Source organism: Methanohalophilus portucalensis (assembly GCF_002761295.1).
GTDB lineage: Archaea > Halobacteriota > Methanosarcinia > Methanosarcinales > Methanosarcinaceae > Methanohalophilus > Methanohalophilus portucalensis.
Genome location: NZ_CP017881.1, coordinates 780,933 through 800,679, shown reverse-complemented (window position 1 = coordinate 800,679; position 19,747 = coordinate 780,933). Strand labels below are relative to the sequence as shown.

18 protein-coding genes and 1 pseudogene are annotated in these 19,747 nt (G+C 38.7%); 8 read left to right on the top strand and 11 right to left on the bottom strand.

All coding sequences use genetic code 11. The features are described 5' to 3' along the window. The 4 genes and pseudogenes from BKM01_RS11025 to BKM01_RS04255 form a co-directional block, all read left to right on the top strand. Nucleotides 1-125: pseudogene (locus tag BKM01_RS11025) on the top strand (IS5/IS1182 family transposase); the annotation flags it as partial. Next, entirely contained in the window at nt 108-1,181 is a 1,074-nt protein-coding gene (locus tag BKM01_RS11200; protein ID WP_327078538.1) for an HNH endonuclease family protein, read from the top strand. The pseudogene BKM01_RS11025 and the gene BKM01_RS11200, both read left to right, overlap by 18 nt. Before the next feature lies 1 nt (nt 1,182). Next, nucleotides 1,183-2,718: a class I SAM-dependent DNA methyltransferase gene (locus BKM01_RS04260; RefSeq protein ID WP_072361155.1), complete on the top strand. Its 1,536-nt coding sequence runs from the start codon at nt 1,183-1,185 to the stop codon at nt 2,716-2,718. A 255-nt stretch (nt 2,719-2,973) separates the two neighbouring features. After that, entirely contained in the window at nt 2,974-3,495 is a 522-nt protein-coding gene (locus BKM01_RS04255; protein ID WP_072361158.1) for a C-GCAxxG-C-C family protein, read from the top strand. Between the two features lie 73 nt (nt 3,496-3,568). On the opposite strand, the gene BKM01_RS04250 is transcribed toward BKM01_RS04255, so the two are convergent. Then, on the bottom strand, nt 3,569-4,081 hold the full coding sequence (locus BKM01_RS04250) for a flavodoxin family protein (RefSeq protein ID WP_072361161.1): 513 nt from the start codon (nt 4,079-4,081) through the stop codon (nt 3,569-3,571). Nucleotides 4,082-4,297: 216 nt separating this feature from the next. On the opposite strand from BKM01_RS04250, the gene BKM01_RS04245 reads away from it, so the two are divergent. Next, a complete protein-coding gene (locus BKM01_RS04245) occupies nt 4,298-4,735 on the top strand; it encodes a universal stress protein (RefSeq protein ID WP_072361163.1) in 438 nt (145 codons plus the stop codon). Between the two features lie 345 nt (nt 4,736-5,080). Here the strand turns inward: BKM01_RS04245 and BKM01_RS04240 are convergent, their stop codons facing one another. The 3 genes from BKM01_RS04240 to BKM01_RS04230 all read right to left on the bottom strand — a co-directional run bounded on the left by BKM01_RS04240 (nt 5,081) and on the right by BKM01_RS04230 (nt 9,321). Beyond that, a complete protein-coding gene (locus tag BKM01_RS04240; protein ID WP_072361165.1) occupies nt 5,081-5,299 on the bottom strand; it encodes an amphi-Trp domain-containing protein in 219 nt (72 codons plus the stop codon). Between the two features lie 603 nt (nt 5,300-5,902). Beyond that, nucleotides 5,903-7,615: a DNA polymerase/3'-5' exonuclease PolX gene (gene polX, locus BKM01_RS04235; protein ID WP_072361167.1), complete on the bottom strand. Its 1,713-nt coding sequence runs from the start codon at nt 7,613-7,615 to the stop codon at nt 5,903-5,905. Beyond that, entirely contained in the window at nt 7,612-9,321 is a 1,710-nt protein-coding gene (locus BKM01_RS04230) for an ATP-dependent DNA ligase (protein ID WP_072361170.1), read from the bottom strand. The genes polX and BKM01_RS04230 overlap by 4 nt, the downstream gene beginning before the upstream one ends. A 232-nt stretch (nt 9,322-9,553) precedes the next feature. Here BKM01_RS04230 and BKM01_RS04225 point away from each other — a divergent pair, with 232 nt between their 5' ends. Next, entirely contained in the window at nt 9,554-9,898 is a 345-nt protein-coding gene (locus BKM01_RS04225; protein WP_072361173.1) for a PRC-barrel domain-containing protein, read from the top strand. Nucleotides 9,899-10,373: 475 nt separating this feature from the next. Here the strand turns inward: BKM01_RS04225 and BKM01_RS04220 are convergent, their stop codons facing one another. Both BKM01_RS04220 and BKM01_RS04215 read right to left on the bottom strand, forming a co-directional pair. Continuing rightward, complete coding sequence (locus BKM01_RS04220; protein WP_072361176.1) at nt 10,374-11,036, bottom strand: dienelactone hydrolase family protein; 663 nt, start codon at nt 11,034-11,036, stop codon at nt 10,374-10,376. A 2-nt stretch (nt 11,037-11,038) separates the two neighbouring features. Then, nucleotides 11,039-11,701 carry a phosphoribosyltransferase gene (locus BKM01_RS04215; protein WP_198926194.1) on the bottom strand — a complete coding sequence of 221 codons (663 nt, stop codon included), beginning with the start codon at nt 11,699-11,701 and terminating at the stop codon, nt 11,039-11,041. 362 nt (nt 11,702-12,063) lie between these two features. Here BKM01_RS04215 and BKM01_RS04210 point away from each other — a divergent pair, with 362 nt between their 5' ends. Then, a complete protein-coding gene (locus BKM01_RS04210) occupies nt 12,064-12,399 on the top strand; it encodes a hypothetical protein (RefSeq protein ID WP_072361182.1) in 336 nt (111 codons plus the stop codon). A 187-nt stretch (nt 12,400-12,586) separates the two neighbouring features. On the opposite strand, the gene BKM01_RS04205 is transcribed toward BKM01_RS04210, so the two are convergent. The 4 genes from BKM01_RS04205 to BKM01_RS04190 form a co-directional block, all read right to left on the bottom strand. Then, nucleotides 12,587-15,571 carry a sensor histidine kinase gene (locus BKM01_RS04205; protein WP_072361185.1) on the bottom strand — a complete coding sequence of 995 codons (2,985 nt, stop codon included), beginning with the start codon at nt 15,569-15,571 and terminating at the stop codon, nt 12,587-12,589. A gap of 376 nt (nt 15,572-15,947) precedes the next feature. Then, nucleotides 15,948-16,994, bottom strand: a complete 1,047-nt coding sequence (locus BKM01_RS04200) for a succinylglutamate desuccinylase/aspartoacylase family protein (RefSeq protein ID WP_072361188.1) — start codon at nt 16,992-16,994, stop codon at nt 15,948-15,950. A 3-nt stretch (nt 16,995-16,997) separates the two neighbouring features. Beyond that, a complete protein-coding gene (rimK, locus tag BKM01_RS04195; RefSeq protein WP_072361191.1) occupies nt 16,998-17,903 on the bottom strand; it encodes a 30S ribosomal protein S6--L-glutamate ligase in 906 nt (301 codons plus the stop codon). Then, nucleotides 17,900-18,391 (bottom strand): ATP-dependent zinc protease family protein, encoded by a 492-nt coding sequence (locus tag BKM01_RS04190; RefSeq protein WP_072361194.1) that lies wholly within the window; start codon nt 18,389-18,391, stop codon nt 17,900-17,902. Before BKM01_RS04190 ends, rimK begins: the two co-directional genes overlap by 4 nt. Nucleotides 18,392-18,814: 423 nt before the next feature. On the opposite strand from BKM01_RS04190, the gene BKM01_RS04185 reads away from it, so the two are divergent. Then, entirely contained in the window at nt 18,815-19,039 is a 225-nt protein-coding gene (locus BKM01_RS04185) for a hypothetical protein (RefSeq protein ID WP_143744167.1), read from the top strand. A gap of 324 nt (nt 19,040-19,363) precedes the next feature. On the opposite strand, the gene BKM01_RS04180 is transcribed toward BKM01_RS04185, so the two are convergent. Beyond that, nucleotides 19,364-19,555, bottom strand: a complete 192-nt coding sequence (locus BKM01_RS04180) for a TRAM domain-containing protein (protein WP_013037550.1) — start codon at nt 19,553-19,555, stop codon at nt 19,364-19,366. Nucleotides 19,556-19,747 lie beyond the last annotated feature (192 nt).

Sequence of the window (19,747 nt, the reverse complement as noted above, 5' to 3'; positions counted from 1 at the left end):
GGGAAGAACTCAGGGCAACAAAATACAGAAATCAGGTCAAAGAGGTCAAGTTCAAATTATTAATCCATAATATAGACAGGTCTGTCTCTGTTTCAGTAATTATTCAAATGGGGATTTCTACAGAGCCTGAAATCGATACGTTTTTTAGATACTTACTAAAAGCTAAATTCGCAAATACACAGAGTGAAGGTAAACGTTTTGATGATGATTATCACCGAGAGATGTTCAAAAATGACATTAATAATATCTTGCAATTAAAGCACAATCCATCCGAAGTGAAGAAATTTCTTGAAAATACATTCACTTATTACACACAATTATATACAAAAATATGGAAATCATATTCAAATTATGGGAATGGGTTTGACCATGTTTTCTTCAATAAGCTAAATGAGATGGATGGTCAATTTTTACTAATATTATCTTCCTGCAAACTAAATGATGCCGAAGAAGATGAAAAAATAGAAAAAATATCTTATGAATTGGACCGTTTTTTTGCTTTACATCAACTTCAAAATGCTTATGAAAGCAATGTATTCAATCAAACATTGTACAAAATATCAAGTGAAATTAGAGATGGAACACTTGACAATATAAGAGGTACTTTTGATAAGTATTTGCTCGAACAGTTATCGAAACAAAGGAATTCAGAAGCAAAAGAACCTATTCAATATGCTTTTTTCAGAAATACCGGAATAAATCTCAATATGCGTTTTAAGAGGTATTTTTTTGCACGAATTGAAAAGTTCATTGCAGAAAACACGAATTTGAATATGAAACACCCATTTGAAAACTTGGTCACAAAAACAGGACCAAAAAACGGTTTCCATATTGAACATATATTATCAAGAAATGAGGAAAATCTAAAACTATTCAATGAAGATGAAGATACATTCGAACAGGAAAGAAATAGATTAGGAGGAATTCTTTTACTCAAAGGCAAAGATAATATTTCTAGTGGGAATGAATCTTATCTCCAAAAATTAAAGTCATATAATAATACACTTTATTGGAACGAAACATTAAGGGAAGACTTCTATAAATCAAAATTGGATATAAGAAATTTCAAAAACAAATATTCTCTTGATGAAATGATTCCATTAAGCACCAAATTTGGGCCAGATGAACTTGAAAGTAGGCAACGGCTTTTGTTTAAGATGATTAAAATAATATGGAATTAATATGTCAGAAAACACATCATCCATAGTATCCAAGGTTTGGAGCTTCTGCAACGTCCTGCGTGACGGCGGGGTCAGTTACGGAGATTATTTGGAGCAATTGACCTATCTTATTTTCCTGAAGATGGCCAGCGAGTATAACAAACCACCCTACAACCGGGACATCGGGATTCCCGAAGAATACTCGTGGGAAGAATTGAAACAGAAACGTGGGGCGGAACTGGACACCCATTACAGGAAACTGCTTGAGGAAATGGGGAAAAAGCCCGGTATGCTCGGCCAGATATTCCTCAAAGCCCAGAACAAGATCAGTGACCCGGCAATGCTGTACAAGGTCATTGACATGATCGATAAGGAAAGCTGGGTCATGATGGGTGTGGACACCAAGGGTGAGATATACGAAGGGCTCTTGCAGAAAAATGCAGAAGATACCAAAAGCGGTGCAGGCCAGTATTTCACACCCCGTCCTCTCATCAAGGTCATGGTGGAATGCCTGCAACCCGAACCCCTCAAAACCATAGGTGATCCCTGCTGTGGTACCGGTGGCTTCTTCCTGGCAGCCTATGACTTCCTCAAAAACCGGGAAGAAAGATTGAACCGGGAACAGAATCGTTTCCTGAAAGACCAGACCTTTTCGGGTAACGAAATTGTGGCCGGTACACGCAGACTTGCGCTGATGAACCTCTTCCTCCACAACATCGGTGAGATCGACGGGGAACCGATGATCGACAACACTGATGCGCTGATTGCCGATGCAGGTAAACGCTACGACTATGTCCTCACCAATCCCCCTTTTGGTAAGAAGAGCAGCATGACCTTCACCAACGATGCAGGAGAGCTCGAAAAGCAGGACCTCACCTATAACAGGCAGGACTTCTGGGTCACCACAAGTAACAAGCAGCTCAACTTCTTGCAACACATCCGCACCATGTTGAAAGCTGGAGGTCAGGCAGCAGTGGTCCTTCCGGACAATGTTTTGTTCGAAGGCGGGGTTGGAGAAACAGTCCGCAAAAAACTTCTTGAAACCACCGACCTGCACACCATACTGCGACTGCCTACAGGCATCTTCTATGCAAACGGTGTGAAAGCAAACGTGCTCTTCTTTGAAGCAAAAAAGGCTGCTAAAGACCCCTGGACAAAAGAAGTCTGGATTTATGATTATCGTACCAATGTCCATCATACCCTGAAAAAGAACCCGATGAGATACTCCGATCTTGAAGATTTCATCAGGTGCTACAATCCGGAAAACCGTTTCAACCGGGAAGAAACGTGGAGTGAAGACAATCCAGAGGGACGTTTCCGTAGATTCACCTACGATGAAATTGTAGCAAGGGACAAAACCAACCTGGATATATTCTGGCTCAAGGATGAAAGTCTGGCCGACCTTGACAATCTGCCTGAACCGGATATTCTGGCAAATGAAATTGTCGAGAATCTGGAATCCGCCCTTGAAAGTTTTCAGGAGATTATGACTACGGTTAATGTACAGGATGAAAAACCAGATGAATGGGAATCTGCTGGAAATCTGAAGATAGAATAAGACGAATGTGATTTGAGTTCAATTATAAGAACTGTATTTAGCCTTTGTAGAAATCCTCGAGATTCACACGATTATCAAGATTTGTTGGGTGTCAATTTCAACATGATTTCTACAGAATTGATATTTTATCATGCTACAATTATCCTATTGAATACCCGGCATTTTGGAAATTATATTCGATTAAACTAACTAAACACTGAAGGGAAAATATATATCCACAACGAGGACAATATTATTTGGTAAAGGGGGTATATTATGGTTGAAAACCAGCAGGAAATTCTAGACAGGGCTTACGATAAAGGTTTTGAGTACGAAAGGAAATATGGTTACTGCTCTCAAGCCGTCCTTTCAGCAATTCAGGATATTTTTGGTGGAATAGATGATGAAGTGATCCAGGCATCCCACTCCCTTGCTGGCGGAGGCTCACTGGATGGTGATGGGACCTGTGGCGGATATAGTGGAGCTATGATGGCTATTAGCGCTTTTTTCGGTAGGAAAAGGGATCAGTTCGGCGAAGGGGACGTTGCGGATTGGATGGAGTCATCTAAATTATCAAGGAAAGTTAGAGAAGAATTCATTGATAAATATGGTAGTATCATCTGCAATGATATCCAAAAAGAAGTATTTGGGAAATCCTACAATCTGTGGGATCCCCGGGAATTTGAAGCTTTTGAAGAAGCTGGAGGGCATGATGATAAATGCCCAAGTGTAACGGGAAATGCAGCGAAATGGACGGCAAAAGTCTTGCTGGATGAAGGCATTGAACCGAACCTGTGAAAAATAAAGGTACTAAATCTATAAAGTAACAATAAAGCACCATATCTAAAAAAATAAATTAGAAAATTTACTCTTATGGTGCTATATATTCCTTTTTTTGATATATCATCGCTTTTGCAAATTTACGCGCTTTTTGCAACCTAGTTCTGTCTGGCTGCTCTTTAGCCAGAGCACACATATTAGCAAAATCTCTCATTTCCGGATCATCAGAGTCCTGTAGAATATCCAGTACTTTCCGGGCAACTTTACCCTGACAATTGAAAGTACCTATAATATTTGCCCCGGATGCCATTTCTTTAGCTGTAGATATCCAATCCAGTATCAATCCTGTACCCTCAGGTACTCCATGAGTCATGAACAAAGCAATGTCTTTACCAGATGTTTGATTGCTTAAAAATTTCTGCGCTGTTTCTGGTGGATAGAATTGATTAATCGGAAAACCAATAAAAGTTAGATCGTAACCATCTAAGCTATTAACTTCATCTAATGGTTTCATTTCTTTTTGTTCATCAATCCCATCAAAAATTGCTTCTGCAACTTTCTTTGTATTTCCCGTTCGAGTTATGTATGTTACTAATACTTTCATTTACTCGCACCCCCAAAATCCCATAAAAAACTAGGTTTCCAACATATAAAACACTTGATTATGCATATTATTATCCGGTTTGTAGAAAAGACATACTTATAACTATAAAAAACATATAATACATTATATTAATATTTAATTTATTTTAATAATTTCTGCGTTTTGACCAAAAACTATATAGGATTATCTCTCTGTATAATAATTGGGGGCATTTTAATGAGTGAGAAAATTGAAAATATATTAATCGCTACTGATGGATCTGAGAATGTAAAGAATGCGGTAGATTGGGGTATAGATCTTGCAAAATCAACCGATGCAAAGGTCAAGGCCTTATTTGTCATACCGCCAGTAGGTGTTTCTGCTGCAGTTCGCGGAGAAAGCTGGGCTGAAGGAACGCGTACCCATTTAGAAAAGGAAGGAAAGGAAGCCACTGAATATGTTGTTGAAGTGGGTAAAGCAGCTGGAGTCGAAGTAGAACCAGTTACCGTTGAAGATCATCCATCTGAGGGGATAGTCAACTTTGCGAAGGAAAACAATATGGACCTCATCGTAATGGGAACACTGGGTGCAACAGGTCTAACCCAGCTCTTATTGGGAAGTGTAGCAGAAAATGTCGTACGTCATGCGAAAACGTCTGTGATGGTCGTCCCATAAAGACAACCAAACTATGAATAATTCAAAGATGGAACTTTTCCATCTTACACTTTTTTTAGTTCATGATTAACTAAATTGTCTAACTTTTTAAAGCAATATTAAAACAAGGAACCTTCAACTATCCCTTGAATAGATAAGAAAGTTCAGAACTCCTCGTTCCGCTACTTATATCCCCAAAAAATCATATAGATATATTGATGGGTAGGGTATAATGCAGGATAAAAATTGTTTTATCCACCACCAGACCACAATGAAAGGAGTTTATAACACCTGATGTAGTTTATTCCCTGGCCCATCAATATACAATAATATTATATGTAATCTTTTCAAAGTAATATTATCTTTTTATTTTTTCCATTTTATTTCTATTTCAATCTCTTTTTGGCCATTTTCAATTTTGAAACCATATTCTACGTCCATGTTGCCATCGGGTATCTCAACATGTTCTTGTCCGATCTCTATTTTTCCAGCCTTAATTTGGGTCTTAAACTGATCCAAAAATCCAATAAGTTCCTGTTTATTGTATGAATACTTCTTCTCAATTTCCTTTTCTGGTTCTGTCATATTCCCACTCCATATTTGAAGAATCAGTATATGATATTTAACATAACCTGATATTTATTATAATTGGTAAGAAGAGTCGGGAAATCAATCCTCGATGCTGCCCACTTAAAAGATAAAGCATAAAACCTGATATATTGAAAAATGTACGTTTTATTGGGGATGGGGACAAGAAAAAGGAATTCCCGCCACAGGCTGCGTAAACCATCGGAGACATATATTTTATATGCATTTCCTGTTGTCGATTTAAATTAAAGTCAAAACATACATAAAAATCAATTAAAATGCTATTGAAAATTCTAATTGCATACAATATTTCTGGCCATTTTGTATATATATAAAGACCTCATTTACTAAGTTGGAGTGAGAGGAAAGGGAACTCTCACAAAAATCAGTCGTAATAGGGGTTGCGACTGAAAAAAGGAGTGGGGTATGAGTTGAGAGCATTGGGTAAGGGCCCCTTTGCTCTCAAATCCTCTTTACACTTTGCCTGATAGAAGGACTTGAACTGTATTTTTGTCATTGCCTTCTTTAACAATAATTCTAATATTTATGTCTAATATCCTTGCCCGGAAATATGAACGATATGGAAACATTTTGGAACTTTCAGCCAATCAATCGTTTCAGTTTTTTCAGTGAATAAGTGTTCGCAATATCATCCTTTGTAAGCCATCCTCTGCGTGCTTGTCCGATACCGTATTTCATGAAATCCAGTTGTGCAGAGGAATGACTGTCGCTGCTGATGCAAAACTTAAGGTCATATTCTTTGGCTCGTAAAATCAGGTTGTCGTTAAGATCAAGCCTTTCCGGCTGGCTGTTTATTTCCATAAGTTTACCGTTTTCTGCCGCTGTTTCGAAGATTTTGTCAAGGTCAACATCATATGCTTCCCGAATACCAATCTTGCGGCTTGTAGGATGTCCCAGCACATGCAAAAATTCATTTTGCAGGGCCGTAGTTATCCTTTCAGTCATTTTCTTTTTGGAAGACTTATAACCGGAATGAATAGATCCCACGACAATATCCATTTCCTCAAGAATGTCATCCGGACAATCCAAACTTCCATCAGGAAGGATATCCACTTCAATACCTTTCAGGATTTCTATATCAAAATCCTCGCGGAGTCCATCTATTTCCTTCCACTGATCTTTTACCTTATCGGTACCTAAACCACCGGCGATCTTGCGGGATCTGGAATGATCAGTGATACCAATATACTCATATCCCAATTTATCGGCCTGTGTGATCATAGAATTGAGGCTATCCGTTCCGTCACTGTAAGAGGTATGGACATGCAGATCGCCCCTGATATCTTCTACTTTCACCAGTGAAGGAAGTGTATTTTTTGCACATTCCAACTCTCCCCTGTTTTCCCGCAGTTGTGGCGGAATGAAACTTAAGCCTAATTTTGCGTAGATTCTATCTTCTTCTTTTCCTTCAATCTTTATTTTGGAATCCTCTTTAAACAATCCATATTCCGAAAGCTTATAGCCTTTCGAGAGGGCAAGATTTCTCAGTTCGATGTTATGATCCTTTGAACCTGTAAAATACTGTAATGCTGCTCCATAACTACTTTCAGGAACCACTCTCAAATCTACATGACCGCCGTTTTGGAATATTATTGTACTGCGTGTCTTACCCCGGGATTCAACCTCGTCCACATTTTCAAAATTAACAAAGGCATCCATGACTTCTTCAGGATCCGAAGCAACAACCAGTATATCAATATCCCCGATCGTTTCCTTCATCCGCCGCAGAGACCCAGCGTAATCTATTTTTTTCAGGGTAGTGTTTTCTTCCATATAAGCTATAATTTCTTCCGCCAAATCCATTGCTTTTGGTAAAAGCATGCGTTCATGGCTTTTTTCGTATTGGGAAATTGCTTTATCCAGATTTTCTTCAGTCTTTTTCCCAAACCCTTCAAGTTTGCGGATCTCCTGATTTTTAATTGCCTCTTTCAGATCGGGTATTGATTGTATGTCAAGTTCATCCATGAGTTTTTTTGCCTTTTTAGGACCAAGTCCTCTAATCTTTATTATCTTACTAGCACCCCTGGGAGTTTGCTTTCTTATCTTTCTAAATTCTTCCACAGAACCGGTCTCAATATATTCAACAATGTGGTCTGCAATACGGCTCCCAACACCGGGAATGTTTTCCAATCCTTCCCTGCCCTTTTTTGAGTAGAGCCCTGAGATGTCTTCCCTCATATCCCCTATTTTTCTGGCTGCTTTGCGGTATGCACGAGGTTTCCACTCTACTTCTTTATATTCAAATATATCCGCAATCTCATAGAGCAGTTTGGCTATTTCCCGATTGATCATTTCAGATATTTCACCTCTTCAACTGTAGTTGCATCCTCTGGGCCTTTGTCATACCTTATCCTAAGGAAACGTGGAAAACGTAGCGCGTATCCATTCCCTGAATTTTCCTGACCTGATGTATGGGAGGGACTTGAAGTAATCTCCGATCCAATTACTTCGATAACAACAGATGGTTCAATGTATTTATCTGGTTGCATGTTACTGTCTACCAAAATGTTGACAGGTTGTTTTTCAACGGAGTATTCTTTTAGAAGATCGTTGATTTCCGCAAAGTCTTCATCTTTGAAACCCGTACCTACTTTAGCCAGAGTTTCATACCGTTTTTCGCTTTCATTGAGCACAGCACATAACAATGCTCCAAATGAACCTTTGCGCCTCCCTTTACCATGATAACTTCCAACAATCACCAGGTCAAAGGTTTCTCTTACGTCTTCAATATATTCCTTTTTCCACTTAACCCACAACCAACCCCTTTTTCCCGGCCTGTAAGTGGATTTAGCCTTTACTGACTTAATAATTATGCCTTCCATTCCCTTCTCCACACAAGAATCGAAAAAACGCTGTATCCGGGAGAAATCTGCACTCACAACCCGACCTGCAAGTTTTACTTTTTCTGTCTCTACGAGATTTTCTTCCAAAACTTGTCTCCTTTCAGGATAAGCCCTGTTCATCAGGGATTTACCATCGAGATATATAATATCAAAGAAAAATACGGCAACTGGGATTTTTTCCACATATTCCTTGACATGATACTTTCGCCTGCGCTGCATAAGCTCCTGGAAAGGAAGGAACTCCCCTTGCCTATAGGCAACTATTTCTCCATCTAAGACAACTTTTTCAGCTTTTACACTTTCGCGAACAGCCTCAATGACATCAGGAAACTGTGCAGAAATATCAGTTAGCCGTCTTGAGAACGCCTTTATATTATCCCCGTCCACATGTACCTGAACCCTTTCTCCATCATATTTTTCCTCGGCTGCCATGGTTGCAGAGAATTTCTCATTCAGCTCCTCCATAGTATCTACCCTGCTGGCTAGCATCATCTGGACAGGCCGGCCTATTTTAATGGAAAATTTTCCCAGTGAACTCATCCCGTGCTTTGCCAGAGACTCGCCAAGCTGACCGATATCAGTACATACATTGTATGTATCTTCCACTTTGGCTGTATTATTCCGGCTACCTGTAAAGGCCAGAGCCAGAGCTTCCAGAAGAAATTTCTCACCAAAACCCAGCCTCAGATTTCCCTGTGCAATACGCATAATATATCTGGATTCCAAAGGCCTGGCCTGTGACAGGACTTCTGCGAGTAGATTTATCTTTCTTTTTTGGCTACCCTTTCCTGAAACGTCCCTTATCTGCACAAAATGCTGAAAGACATACTTGAGCGTAAGTGAACTTCGCTGTCTATCATTAAGATCAGAAGCCACATCCCCCAGATCTCCTTGATTCTCAAATGCTATCTCTACTTTTTCTATATCCACATCATAGGCCTTGGAGATGGCTTGTATACCATATTTATCTCCAATTCCCAAATCAATTTTTTCAAAACGGGGACCGATTGTACCAAGTGCAAGATATGCGGTTATTTTCACCTCTGCCGGCTCAAGTTTTTGAAAATGCTCTGCCAGCAATTCAATTATTTTCTTATGAGATGTAGAATTATCTAATTTTTCATAAAGTTCTACAAGTTTCCGAAATGACTCCATGGCCCCCACCTTAAAATATCCTGTATAAATTTGTGTTTACTACCAGAAATAGCTTTAGATGGTCCATATAGGCGATACTTTTAACAACCATCAAAAAAGAAGACAGTATGGAAGGTATGGGGGGATGATTTGTAGCTGCGGTGAAAGAATTTGTTTCATTCTGGTTTAACCGCAGGTATAAGAAATCAGAATATCCTGTTCGCATGCCTTTCATTTAATAGGAGTGGGAAAAATGAATGGAAATGCACCTAAATTTTTGTCAGCAAGTACAATCGAAAAAGACAAAGTAGAAGATTTAAACGGTGAAGACATTGGCCATATAGAAGAACTGATGATAGATCTGGACTTTGGTACGGTTGCCTATGCAGCCCTTTCCTTCAAAGACAAGTTATTTGCAGTTCCCTGGGAAGCATTGTCTTTGAAAGAAGGAGAGCACAGGTTTGTATTTCATCACGACAGGTCTCTACTTGAAGAAGCGGAAGGATTTGATAAAGATAATTGGCCATTGTCCAGTGAGCGCAAATGGTTGACGGATGTCTATGCAAAATATGGATTTGCTCCTTACTGGGAGAAGTAATCTCCCAGTTAAGTTTTATATTGGATAGTGCTTCTCAAACTACACTTTGTTTTCCTACCAGACATCAATGTACCAATAATAAGTGCAATACTGTAATTTTCTTACAAACAAAACACAAAAACAGCGTAAGCCCTGACTTTTAGAAGAGTATAAACTGAATTTTAGTATATAATTAAAGTAAAATATAAAGTAGTGGGAAAATCGCTGCTATAATGTTCCCACTTTCGTACCACCACTCCTTTCAACCGTTCCTTCTCAGCGGTTGGCTTAACATACAGGAGAGTTTCATACCAAAACTCTCCTCAATATAGGAATTAATTCCATAATTAAATAAATTACGGGCCAATTTTATTAGGATGTTTTTTGGACAGTGGAGAGTTACTTCATATATGCAATTTTCCTGTATCAAAATATATAAAAGAGAGTTGCAGATTAAGCAAAAATATTCTTATACCTACAACCAAAGGAAATTCAATTAGTCTGTGATTAAATATTCAACAAACCAATTTCCTGCGATCTTTGCTACCTCCTCCAGTGCTCCTTGCTCCTCGAAAAGATGGGTGGCACCTGGGATAATCTGGAGTTCTTTCTTGCAGTTTAATATTTTTAATGCCTCACGATTCATGTCTATAACCTGATAATCTTTCCCTCCAACTATCAGAAGGGTAGGTGCTTTTACACTCGGAAGGGCTTGTTCTGCCAGATCAGGTCTGCCTCCCCTGGAAACCACTGCACCAATTTTGTCTGAACGTTTACTGGCTGCACTAAGGGCAGCTGCAGCACCTGTACTGGCTCCAAAATAACCGATATTCAAATTTTTGGTAGGCGGGTTTTGGAGGACCCAATCAGTGGTTCCTATAAGACGTTCAGAAAGAAGATCTATATCGAATCTCAAGTGTGCGGTAACATTGTCGATTTCTTCTTCTTCTGGAGTTAATAGATCAAAGAGAAGAGTAGCCATTTTATTCTGCCGCAGCATTTTTGCAACTGTTTTGTTACGTATACTATGTCGACTACTTCCACTGCCATGAGCAAATATAACTAATCCCTCAGCACCTTCAGGGACTTCCAAATCACCCTCAAGGATAATAGAATCCATCTGGATGCGTACAGTTTCCTGGATTTTATTAATAACCATATTCAGTCCGCCCCTGGCTTTTGTAATGAAATACTTTTTTCCAGCATATCACAGACTTCCTCATCGCTTACCTGCCTGAAGTCCTCATACCAGGCACCTACACCATGGAAAGGTTCCGGAGTGGCGCCACAGATTAGATCGTCAACTTCCCTTTCAAAAGCCCTGCATGTATCTAAGGAGGCAACCGGGACAGCAATTACTATATTTGATGGGTTTTTTGAACGCAATGCTTTAACTGCAGCTAGCATAGTGGCACCTGTAGCCAAACCATCATCAATCAGAATCACAGTACGACCCTTTACTTCTGGACGTTTGCGATCTCCCCGGTATAGCCGTTCTCTTCTATGTAGCTCTCTACGTTCATCAGCTGCAACTTTGGCAATCATTCTATCGGAGATATCGAAAGACCTGATTATATCTTGATTCAGTACACGGACATCCTCGGAATCGATAGCTCCCATTGCCAGTTCTTCATTCCCGGGAACACCCAGTTTTCGAATCAGAAAAATGTCCATAGGTACTTTCAATTGTTTTGCAATTTCATATGCAACCGGCACTCCACCCCTTGGAAGGGCAAGCAAAATAACGTCCTTCCTGTTTGCATACTCACTTAATTCACCAGCCAGTTTGCGCCCGGCATCCACCCTATTTTTGTATATCTGCATAATCTACCCTCAACTCCCATAGTGATGTGGGTGGCACAGGTATATAGGAATTTTCCGTCGCATAGAGAAATATGATAAAATAAGGGAACAGTACAATCAATTCAAATAACTAGCATTTTAATTTATATCTGTACTGTGAACTTCAGATAACAGTAGAACAAATATACATTTTTTTATACAATATAAATTAACTTAAAATTGAAGATTAATTTAATTTAAACTGATAAATAATAATAACAACAAAATATATGTTGTAATTTTGCTCAATTGTTCATGAATAATATTGTTCATAATTAATAAATCCGGATTTTTTTATATAGATGCGAATCCTATTGTATAATATAAAGTATCTGTGGAATATCATGAGCCAAAAAAGCAAAATATCCGGAAAGGGCACGTTTAAAAGCCACCCAGCATGTTATCTTACAGCAAAAGCAGGAATGTTACTGGTAGCATCTATATTTTTCTGGCACATATTTACAAATACAGGTCTAAAAATGGTTCAGACCCTGGGATCTGCTGGCATTATGATAGAGTCGACAATGTTCGGTGAAATGTTCCAGTATCCGATATACGCAGCAATAGGACTCGGTGCATGGGCAATGATAATAATTGCACTGGCATCCACCCCAATAATATTCAATAGCCGGTTTTTCTCATACAGGAAAAATATTCCTACCATTCATCCAGGGAATTAATTCAATGCCGAGAGCAAATACTTCTCGAATTTGATTTTAATTTTTCCCGATTTGCTTATACAAAAGAAGTAGCCATACTATTCTAATTCTGCGGTAAACATATATTGTATTTGTGCCATGCAAATGTGAGCAGAGCAATCCATGCAATTTTTAATCTTAAATCACACTATAAATTAATCTCTAAGAATTACACACTGGCAGGTATTGTGAACGTAAAGGTACTGCCCTTACCAACTCCACTGTATAGCCAGATATCCCCACCATGCATTTCTACATATTTTTTGACAAGGGCAAGACCCAGACCAGTCCCTCCAAATTTGCGAGAGGAAGATGAATCTGCCTGGCGGAATGGATCAAATATTTCTTCATGCTTTTCTTTTGGAATGCCAGTACCATTATCTGAAACAGATACATGGATTTGGTCATCGATAACTTTTAAGTTGACCTTGACCTCACCATTTTCCGGTGTAAATTTTATTGCATTGCTCAGCAGATTATGCATAATTTCCTTGATTTTCATACTATCTGCATGTATTTCCAGAGATTCAGGCCCATTCGTACATTTCATATTGACATCTTTCTTTTCTGCCACCGGCCCGAGCATCGTAATGGTTTCAATAATAACTTCAGAGATATTAATGTCTTCACCTTCAAAATCCATCCTGCCTGCTTCAATTTTGGACAGGTCAAGTATATCATTGATCAGGTCAAGAAGATGTTTTCCACTATAAAGGATATTGGATAAATATCTTGATTGCTTTTCATTCAAAGTACCGAATTCACATGAATCAAGCACCTGGCTAAAACCGATAATTGAATTAAGAGGGGTGCGGAGTTCGTGGCTCATGTTTGCGAGGAATTCGGATTTGGTCTTGCTTGCTTCCTCAGCAAGAAGCTTCGATTGGATAAGAGCCTTTTCAACCTTTTTTCGCCCGGTTATATCGATGGTATTACCGTAAACCTGCAAGCTACCATTATTATGGAACACCTTTCCAGAGGAAAAAAACCATGCATCTGTTCCATCTGCTTTTACTACTTCATATTCCCGGGATATGGTTTCGCCGGGATGGGCAATTCCCTGTGTGAAGGCATCCATTGCACCATTCATATACTGGGGTTTGATGTAACTGAAATATTTGTCCCACTGGTTATTAATCGTATTTGGAGGAAGAGCTAATAATTGATCTACAGCTTCGGAAATATATGTGTTTATAAAATTACTATTTTTATCGATGTCAGATTTCCAGATGACATTGGGAACATTTGCATTTATCATTTCTATCTGATTCAATTTGTCTTTAATATCCTCTTCCATTTTTTTACGCTGGGTGACATCCCTTGCACTGCAAAGAGCTGCATATTCCCCTTTGTAAATAATAGAAGTAATCGCAAACTCTACATACAAAGTATCCCCACTTTTTGTTAATACTTTAACCTCATATGTAGAAGGGACATCTTTTCCCGATGCTCTTCTTAGTGCATAGTTTTGCAATTTTTCCCTATCATCCGAATGGATTAGATCCCAGTCCTTCATTTCATATAATTCATCTTTTGTATATCCAAGGAGCTTACAGACAGTATCATTCACAAAAAGCAGCTTGTTACCTTTTTGAATAAATATAGCATCGTGACTATTTTCAGTTACAGCCCGATAAAGAGCTTCCCTCTCCTGCAGCTTTTTTTCTGAATTGATCAACGTTTCTTTGTCACTTTTGCTTTTAAGCAAATGGGTAATGTTTTGGCCAATCAGCTTCAACAGGTCCCTGTCAGTATCAGTCCATATTCGATATTCATACACAGCATCAAAACCCAGGAAACCAATAAGCTGGCCTTCTTGAATCATAGGTACAGTGATAAGTGATCGAATGTGTTGTAATTCGAAAAGTTCACGTTCTAGTTGTGCCTGTTTGGGCAGGGATGCAACATCATGTACATAAAATATCTCACAGTTGAGTATATGTTCAGCAAGCCACGGCAATTCTTCACTCAGCTGAATATCCTGAAGGTTGTCGATTTGTGGCTCAATACCCTCATTGCACCACTCGTGAGTGTTTGCCACACGCTCATATCCTCCCTTAAATAGGAACACATAAGCACGGTCAGCCCCGGTGAAAGCCCCAATAGAACCCAGAGCACGTTCGATCCCCGTATCAACCTCATCCACACTCAATGTCACAAAATCCGACGATATCTCACTAATGAGGTGTTCAAAATCAGCCTTTTTGTGCAGTTCTTTTTCAGCACGTTGACTTTTCAGGCCCTGACCGATCACAGTAGCTACCATCTGAAGCATAGAGACGTCCTCTTCATTCCATTTTCCCGTACCTATTACATTATCCATCCCGATAAATCCCGATATTTTTCCATCAATATATACAGGTAGTACTATGAGAGATTTGATGTGCTGCATTTCAAGGATTTCACGTTCTGCAGAAGCTTCAATTGGTAATGAAGAAACATCGGTGATATGGATGTATTCACCTTTCCTGAGTCTCTGCATCCACCAGGGAAACATGTCAACAGGCAATTCCTGAAGATTCTCTTTCTGGGGATCTACACCTTCCATACACCATTCGTGTGTATTGTCCATCACCTTTTCATTTTCATGGAACAAAAACAGGTACGCTCTGCTGGCACCACACAATTTTCCAATTTTTCCAAGGGACTTCACGATTGCACTATCGATATTATCCGGTGCAATGAATAAGGATGATACTGAAGAAATTGTATCTTCGATAGCAAACTTTCTTTGAGATACAATTTCAGATTCTTTAATTTCCGTTATATCTATATGCTGCAGAAGAACACTTGTCGGATAGGTCTTTGAAAGCGGCGTGGCTTTCAGCAAAAACCAGCGTTTTTCATCCGAATTGTGGCATGGATATTCAACTTTAAATGCATCTATTTTCCCGCTTATTACATCCCTTATTCCTTCTGCTGCAACAGAAACCCCGTTTGAATTTTCACCTATTGCTTCATCGCATACCTTCAGGTAATTTATACCTTCATTGTATTCTTCAGGATTCAGATAATTATTCTCAAAAAACTGTTTCCAGCTTTTATTTGTGTAAGAAATAATTCCATTCACAGATAGGATTGCAACATTGTCTTCCCATAAATCAAAAACGTCAGTTGTGAAACTTTTTTCACTATAATTTTTCTGGAAAGACATACAAAAATCCTCTGTTAAGAAATTGAGTGGATACTTTTAATAAGTATATGCAATGACTGTTATAATAATTTAATTGACCTTTAATCTGTTCAGGTTGTATAGATAAAAACCATTCTCACGAATAAAATTAACACATTACATACTGAATATATGAAATATCTGTAATTGGATAAAAGCAATCTTCCCGGCACTATGCTCCAAAAATAAATTACAAGAACGAAATCTGCTCAGTACAATCGAGTATACATCAAGAAAAAAAGAAAATCTATCTGTGTGAAACGTTGACGTAATAAATTTGATTCTAGTGGATTTGCCATTAAAAAGTTAATCCGGACAATTCATGATAAAAAATAGATCTCTTAAAAAATCCAAAAAATTATGCCAGGGAATTGTTCTTGTCTGCTATTTCATCGTTTAGAGGATCAAGTTCATCATGATATGATTCTATATAATTAGAAACCTCTTCTGCTTCTGGATATCTGGCAATGTGATATATAGCATCCCCTTCATGAACCAGCGGCAGGTTTGTCTTTCCGATTACAATCCCAAAAATTGAACTCATAACTTTTGTTTCGACCTCACCCAGAGGGTCACCTACATAGGCCAGTAAATCTCCTTTTTTGACCAATGTCCCCAGAGGAGATATTGAACGTAATATTCCACTTTTGGGAGACCGAATCCATTGAGTCGATTGGGAAATGACAGTCTCATAACCTTTCTTTTTTCTGGCCTTTGTCCTCATACCTAAATGATGCATAACTCCAAGTATACCCCTTACACCTGCTCGAATTGCGACCTCATCAAAACGAAGTGCTTCACCTGCTTCATATAATAGAAATGGTATATTTTTCTCACGAGCAGCTTCACGCAAAGAGCCATCACGCAATTCAGTATTAATTATGACCGGTACACCAAAAGCACGGGCTAAAGCTTCTGTTTCAGTATCATCTACCAGGCATGCACGTATCTGAGGTAAGTTTTCCCGGGCAACAGCTCCTGTATGAAGATCAATTATATGACTGCAATGCTCTACTACTTCTTCCATCAGGATGTTTGCCAGTCTGGATGCCATTGAACCTTTTTTAGAACCCGGAAAAGAGCGGTTCAGATCTCGCCTATCCGGTAAATAACGGGACTGGGAGACAAAACCAAAAACATTTACAATTGGTATGGTAATAAGAGTGCCTTTGACGTTATTGATCGTTTTATGTGCAAGGACACGACGAATAATTTCTACACCGTTAATCTCATCCCCGTGAATAGCGGCACACACAAGTAGGCAGGGTCCGGGTTTGCGGCCATGTATAATATGAACCGGCATTGAAGCCGACGTATGAGTATAAAAGCTGGGAATCGGTAATTCGATGGATTTTCTTGTTCCTGGCTGGATCGTATTCCCTGCTATTGTTATTGGTGGTTGCATCGATTAACCTTTTCCCCTGGTTCGTGTCTTACCGAATTTACTGTTTTTCTCAATATAATCAATTATCATACCTGCAATATCTTTGCCAGTACTGGATTCTATGCCTTCCAAACCTGGACTGGAGTTTACTTCCATCACCACAGGTCCATGATTGGAACGTAAAAGATCAACACCTGCAACATTAAGCCCCATTATTTTTGCAGCACGCACAGCAGTTGAACGTTCTTCAGGTGTGATTCTGATAGTAGTTGCCGTTCCTCCTCTGTGAATGTTTGAACGGAATTCACCTTTGGGACCCTGCCTTTTCATGGATGCCACAACCTTACCCCCAACAACAAAACAGCGTATATCGGCTCCCTTGGATTCCTTTATATATTCCTGCACCAGAATATTTGCATTTACACCCATAAATCCTTCAATAATACTTTCTGCAGCTTTTTGTGTTTCTGCAAGCACTACACCTATACCCTGAGTACCTTCAAGAATTTTAACAACAAGTGGAGCACCACCAACCATTTTTACCATGTCTTTTACATCATCGGGTTTGCTTGCATACACAGTCACAGGCAAACCTATACCCCTGCGGGAGAGTAACTGTAAAGAGCGTAGTTTATCCCTGGAACGGGTAAGTGCAACTGATTCATTCAAAGGAAAAACACCCATCATCTCAAATTGTCGCAAAACTGCAGCACCATAGAATGTAACAGATGCACCTATACGGGGAATTACCGCATCAAAATCATTCAATTCATCGCCTTTATAGTGAATGGAAGGTTTGTGAGAAGTAATATTCATGTAAGCGCGCAGTACATCTATAACCTGAATTGTATGCCCTTTTTCTTCTGCTGCTTCAATTAAGCGACGAGTTGAGTAAAGTTTCTTATTCCTTGACAATAAAGCAATTTTCATTCGTTTACCTCAGGTTTTATCCCATATAGTTCGTATAATGTTTTTTTATCCAGTTTCCCACACATAAATGATGCAGTCGGATTTACCGTTGCTCTTTTCTTAAGTGCATTACGCCCCAGTAACATCTTGAAACGCATAGTATCCCGGCCAGTAAGCGTTAGTTCAATGGGATATATATAATCTTTAAAAACAACCGGTGTTTCGATGACATAACGCATCTCCTTATGACCACCAGAATCTGTCACCTGACGTCTATCCTTAAGAGGTGCGTTACATTCAATATAGAAATTTAAGTTTTTTTGAATGGGATGAACCAGAAATCGGACCATATCAATATTATTCTCTCTGTAAAGCTCGATATCAAACGCATGCAAAGCAGATGTTCTGGCGCCTGTATCTACTTTCGCTTTTATGGCATGCAGTCCTAATTCGGGTAGTGCAACCCACTCTCTCCATCCAAGCATCAAGCCCTGTTCTTTTTTAGTCATAAGACATCTTCACTGTGAACTTTTTTGACATATCATTCATAAGTAAAAAGGACCTATTCCTTAACAAAGTGGTGTTTACACAAATGATACATCTATTTTCATAATTTTAAGAAGCAAATCCAACTTAGAGTATATATATGTTTTTATAAGATTTTTATTAATTTCAAAATATACTTAATTCAACATAGAGCCTAAATTATGCTTGATCCACAGAAATGTTCATGAATAATATTGTTCATAATTAATGGATCCGGATTTTTTTATATAGATGCGAATCCTGATGTGTGCTATACTAAGTACCTATGGAAAATCATGATTCGAAAAAACAAACTCTCCAAAACAGGCATTTTTAGAAGCCATCCAGCATTTTATCTTGCATCCAAAGCGGGAATATTGTCAGCAGCATCTATATTCTTCTGGCAAATGTTCACACACACAGGTATCAAAATGATTCATACCCTGGAAACCGTGGGTATCATAATAGATCCGACTACGTTCGGGGAACTGTTCCAGTATCCAGTATATGCAGCAATCGGACTCTGCACATGGGCATTGATAATAATTGCACTGGCAGCCACACCTATAATTCTTAACAGTCGGCTTTTCTCATACAGGAAAAATATTCCTGCCATTCATCCCGGAAATTAAATCAATCTCCGGGAAAATTTTGAAAATCAGATTTTTGATAGAATTTTCCATATAGCCTTCTTTTGCATGATTTAAATCACCTTCAGTAAATTCTGAACATAGATGATTTATTGTCCTATTTCCTGCTTTTTGAAGAATACATTGTTATAATAAATTGAAGATTAACTAACCCAAACAAAGTTCCCACTAACTTCGCGAGGAAAACTATAGAACAGTATTAAAGTTAACTTAATAGGTATTCAAATACTAAATTACAGCATAGGAATAGAAATAAAAATAGGGATTTGGGAAATACCCAAATCGTTTTTTTCAAAATCAGAAGATTTAAACTACTTCACCGAATGCGAATTTACGCATTACTTTGGTGACTTTAACAGTGACTTCATCGCCGACTTCGGTGTTTGGAACAAAGATGACAAAGCCGCTAACTCTTGCAATGCCGTCTCCTTCTCTTGCGATATCTTCGATGGTCACTTCATAACTTTCGCCAGCTTCTACTGGTGCACTTGAATCCATATTGTTAAACAAATATTACACGTCCTTTCTAATGAAGCTTAAAACAGATAATTAACTAGTTGGAAAACATAGGAAAATAGTAAATACGGTATAAGTAAAAACGTATAAACCTAATATTTATCGCAGTAGCCTTAATCTCTTGAAAGCAATCTTAATACGATGTTATGGTATATATACTTTTTGAATAGGGAG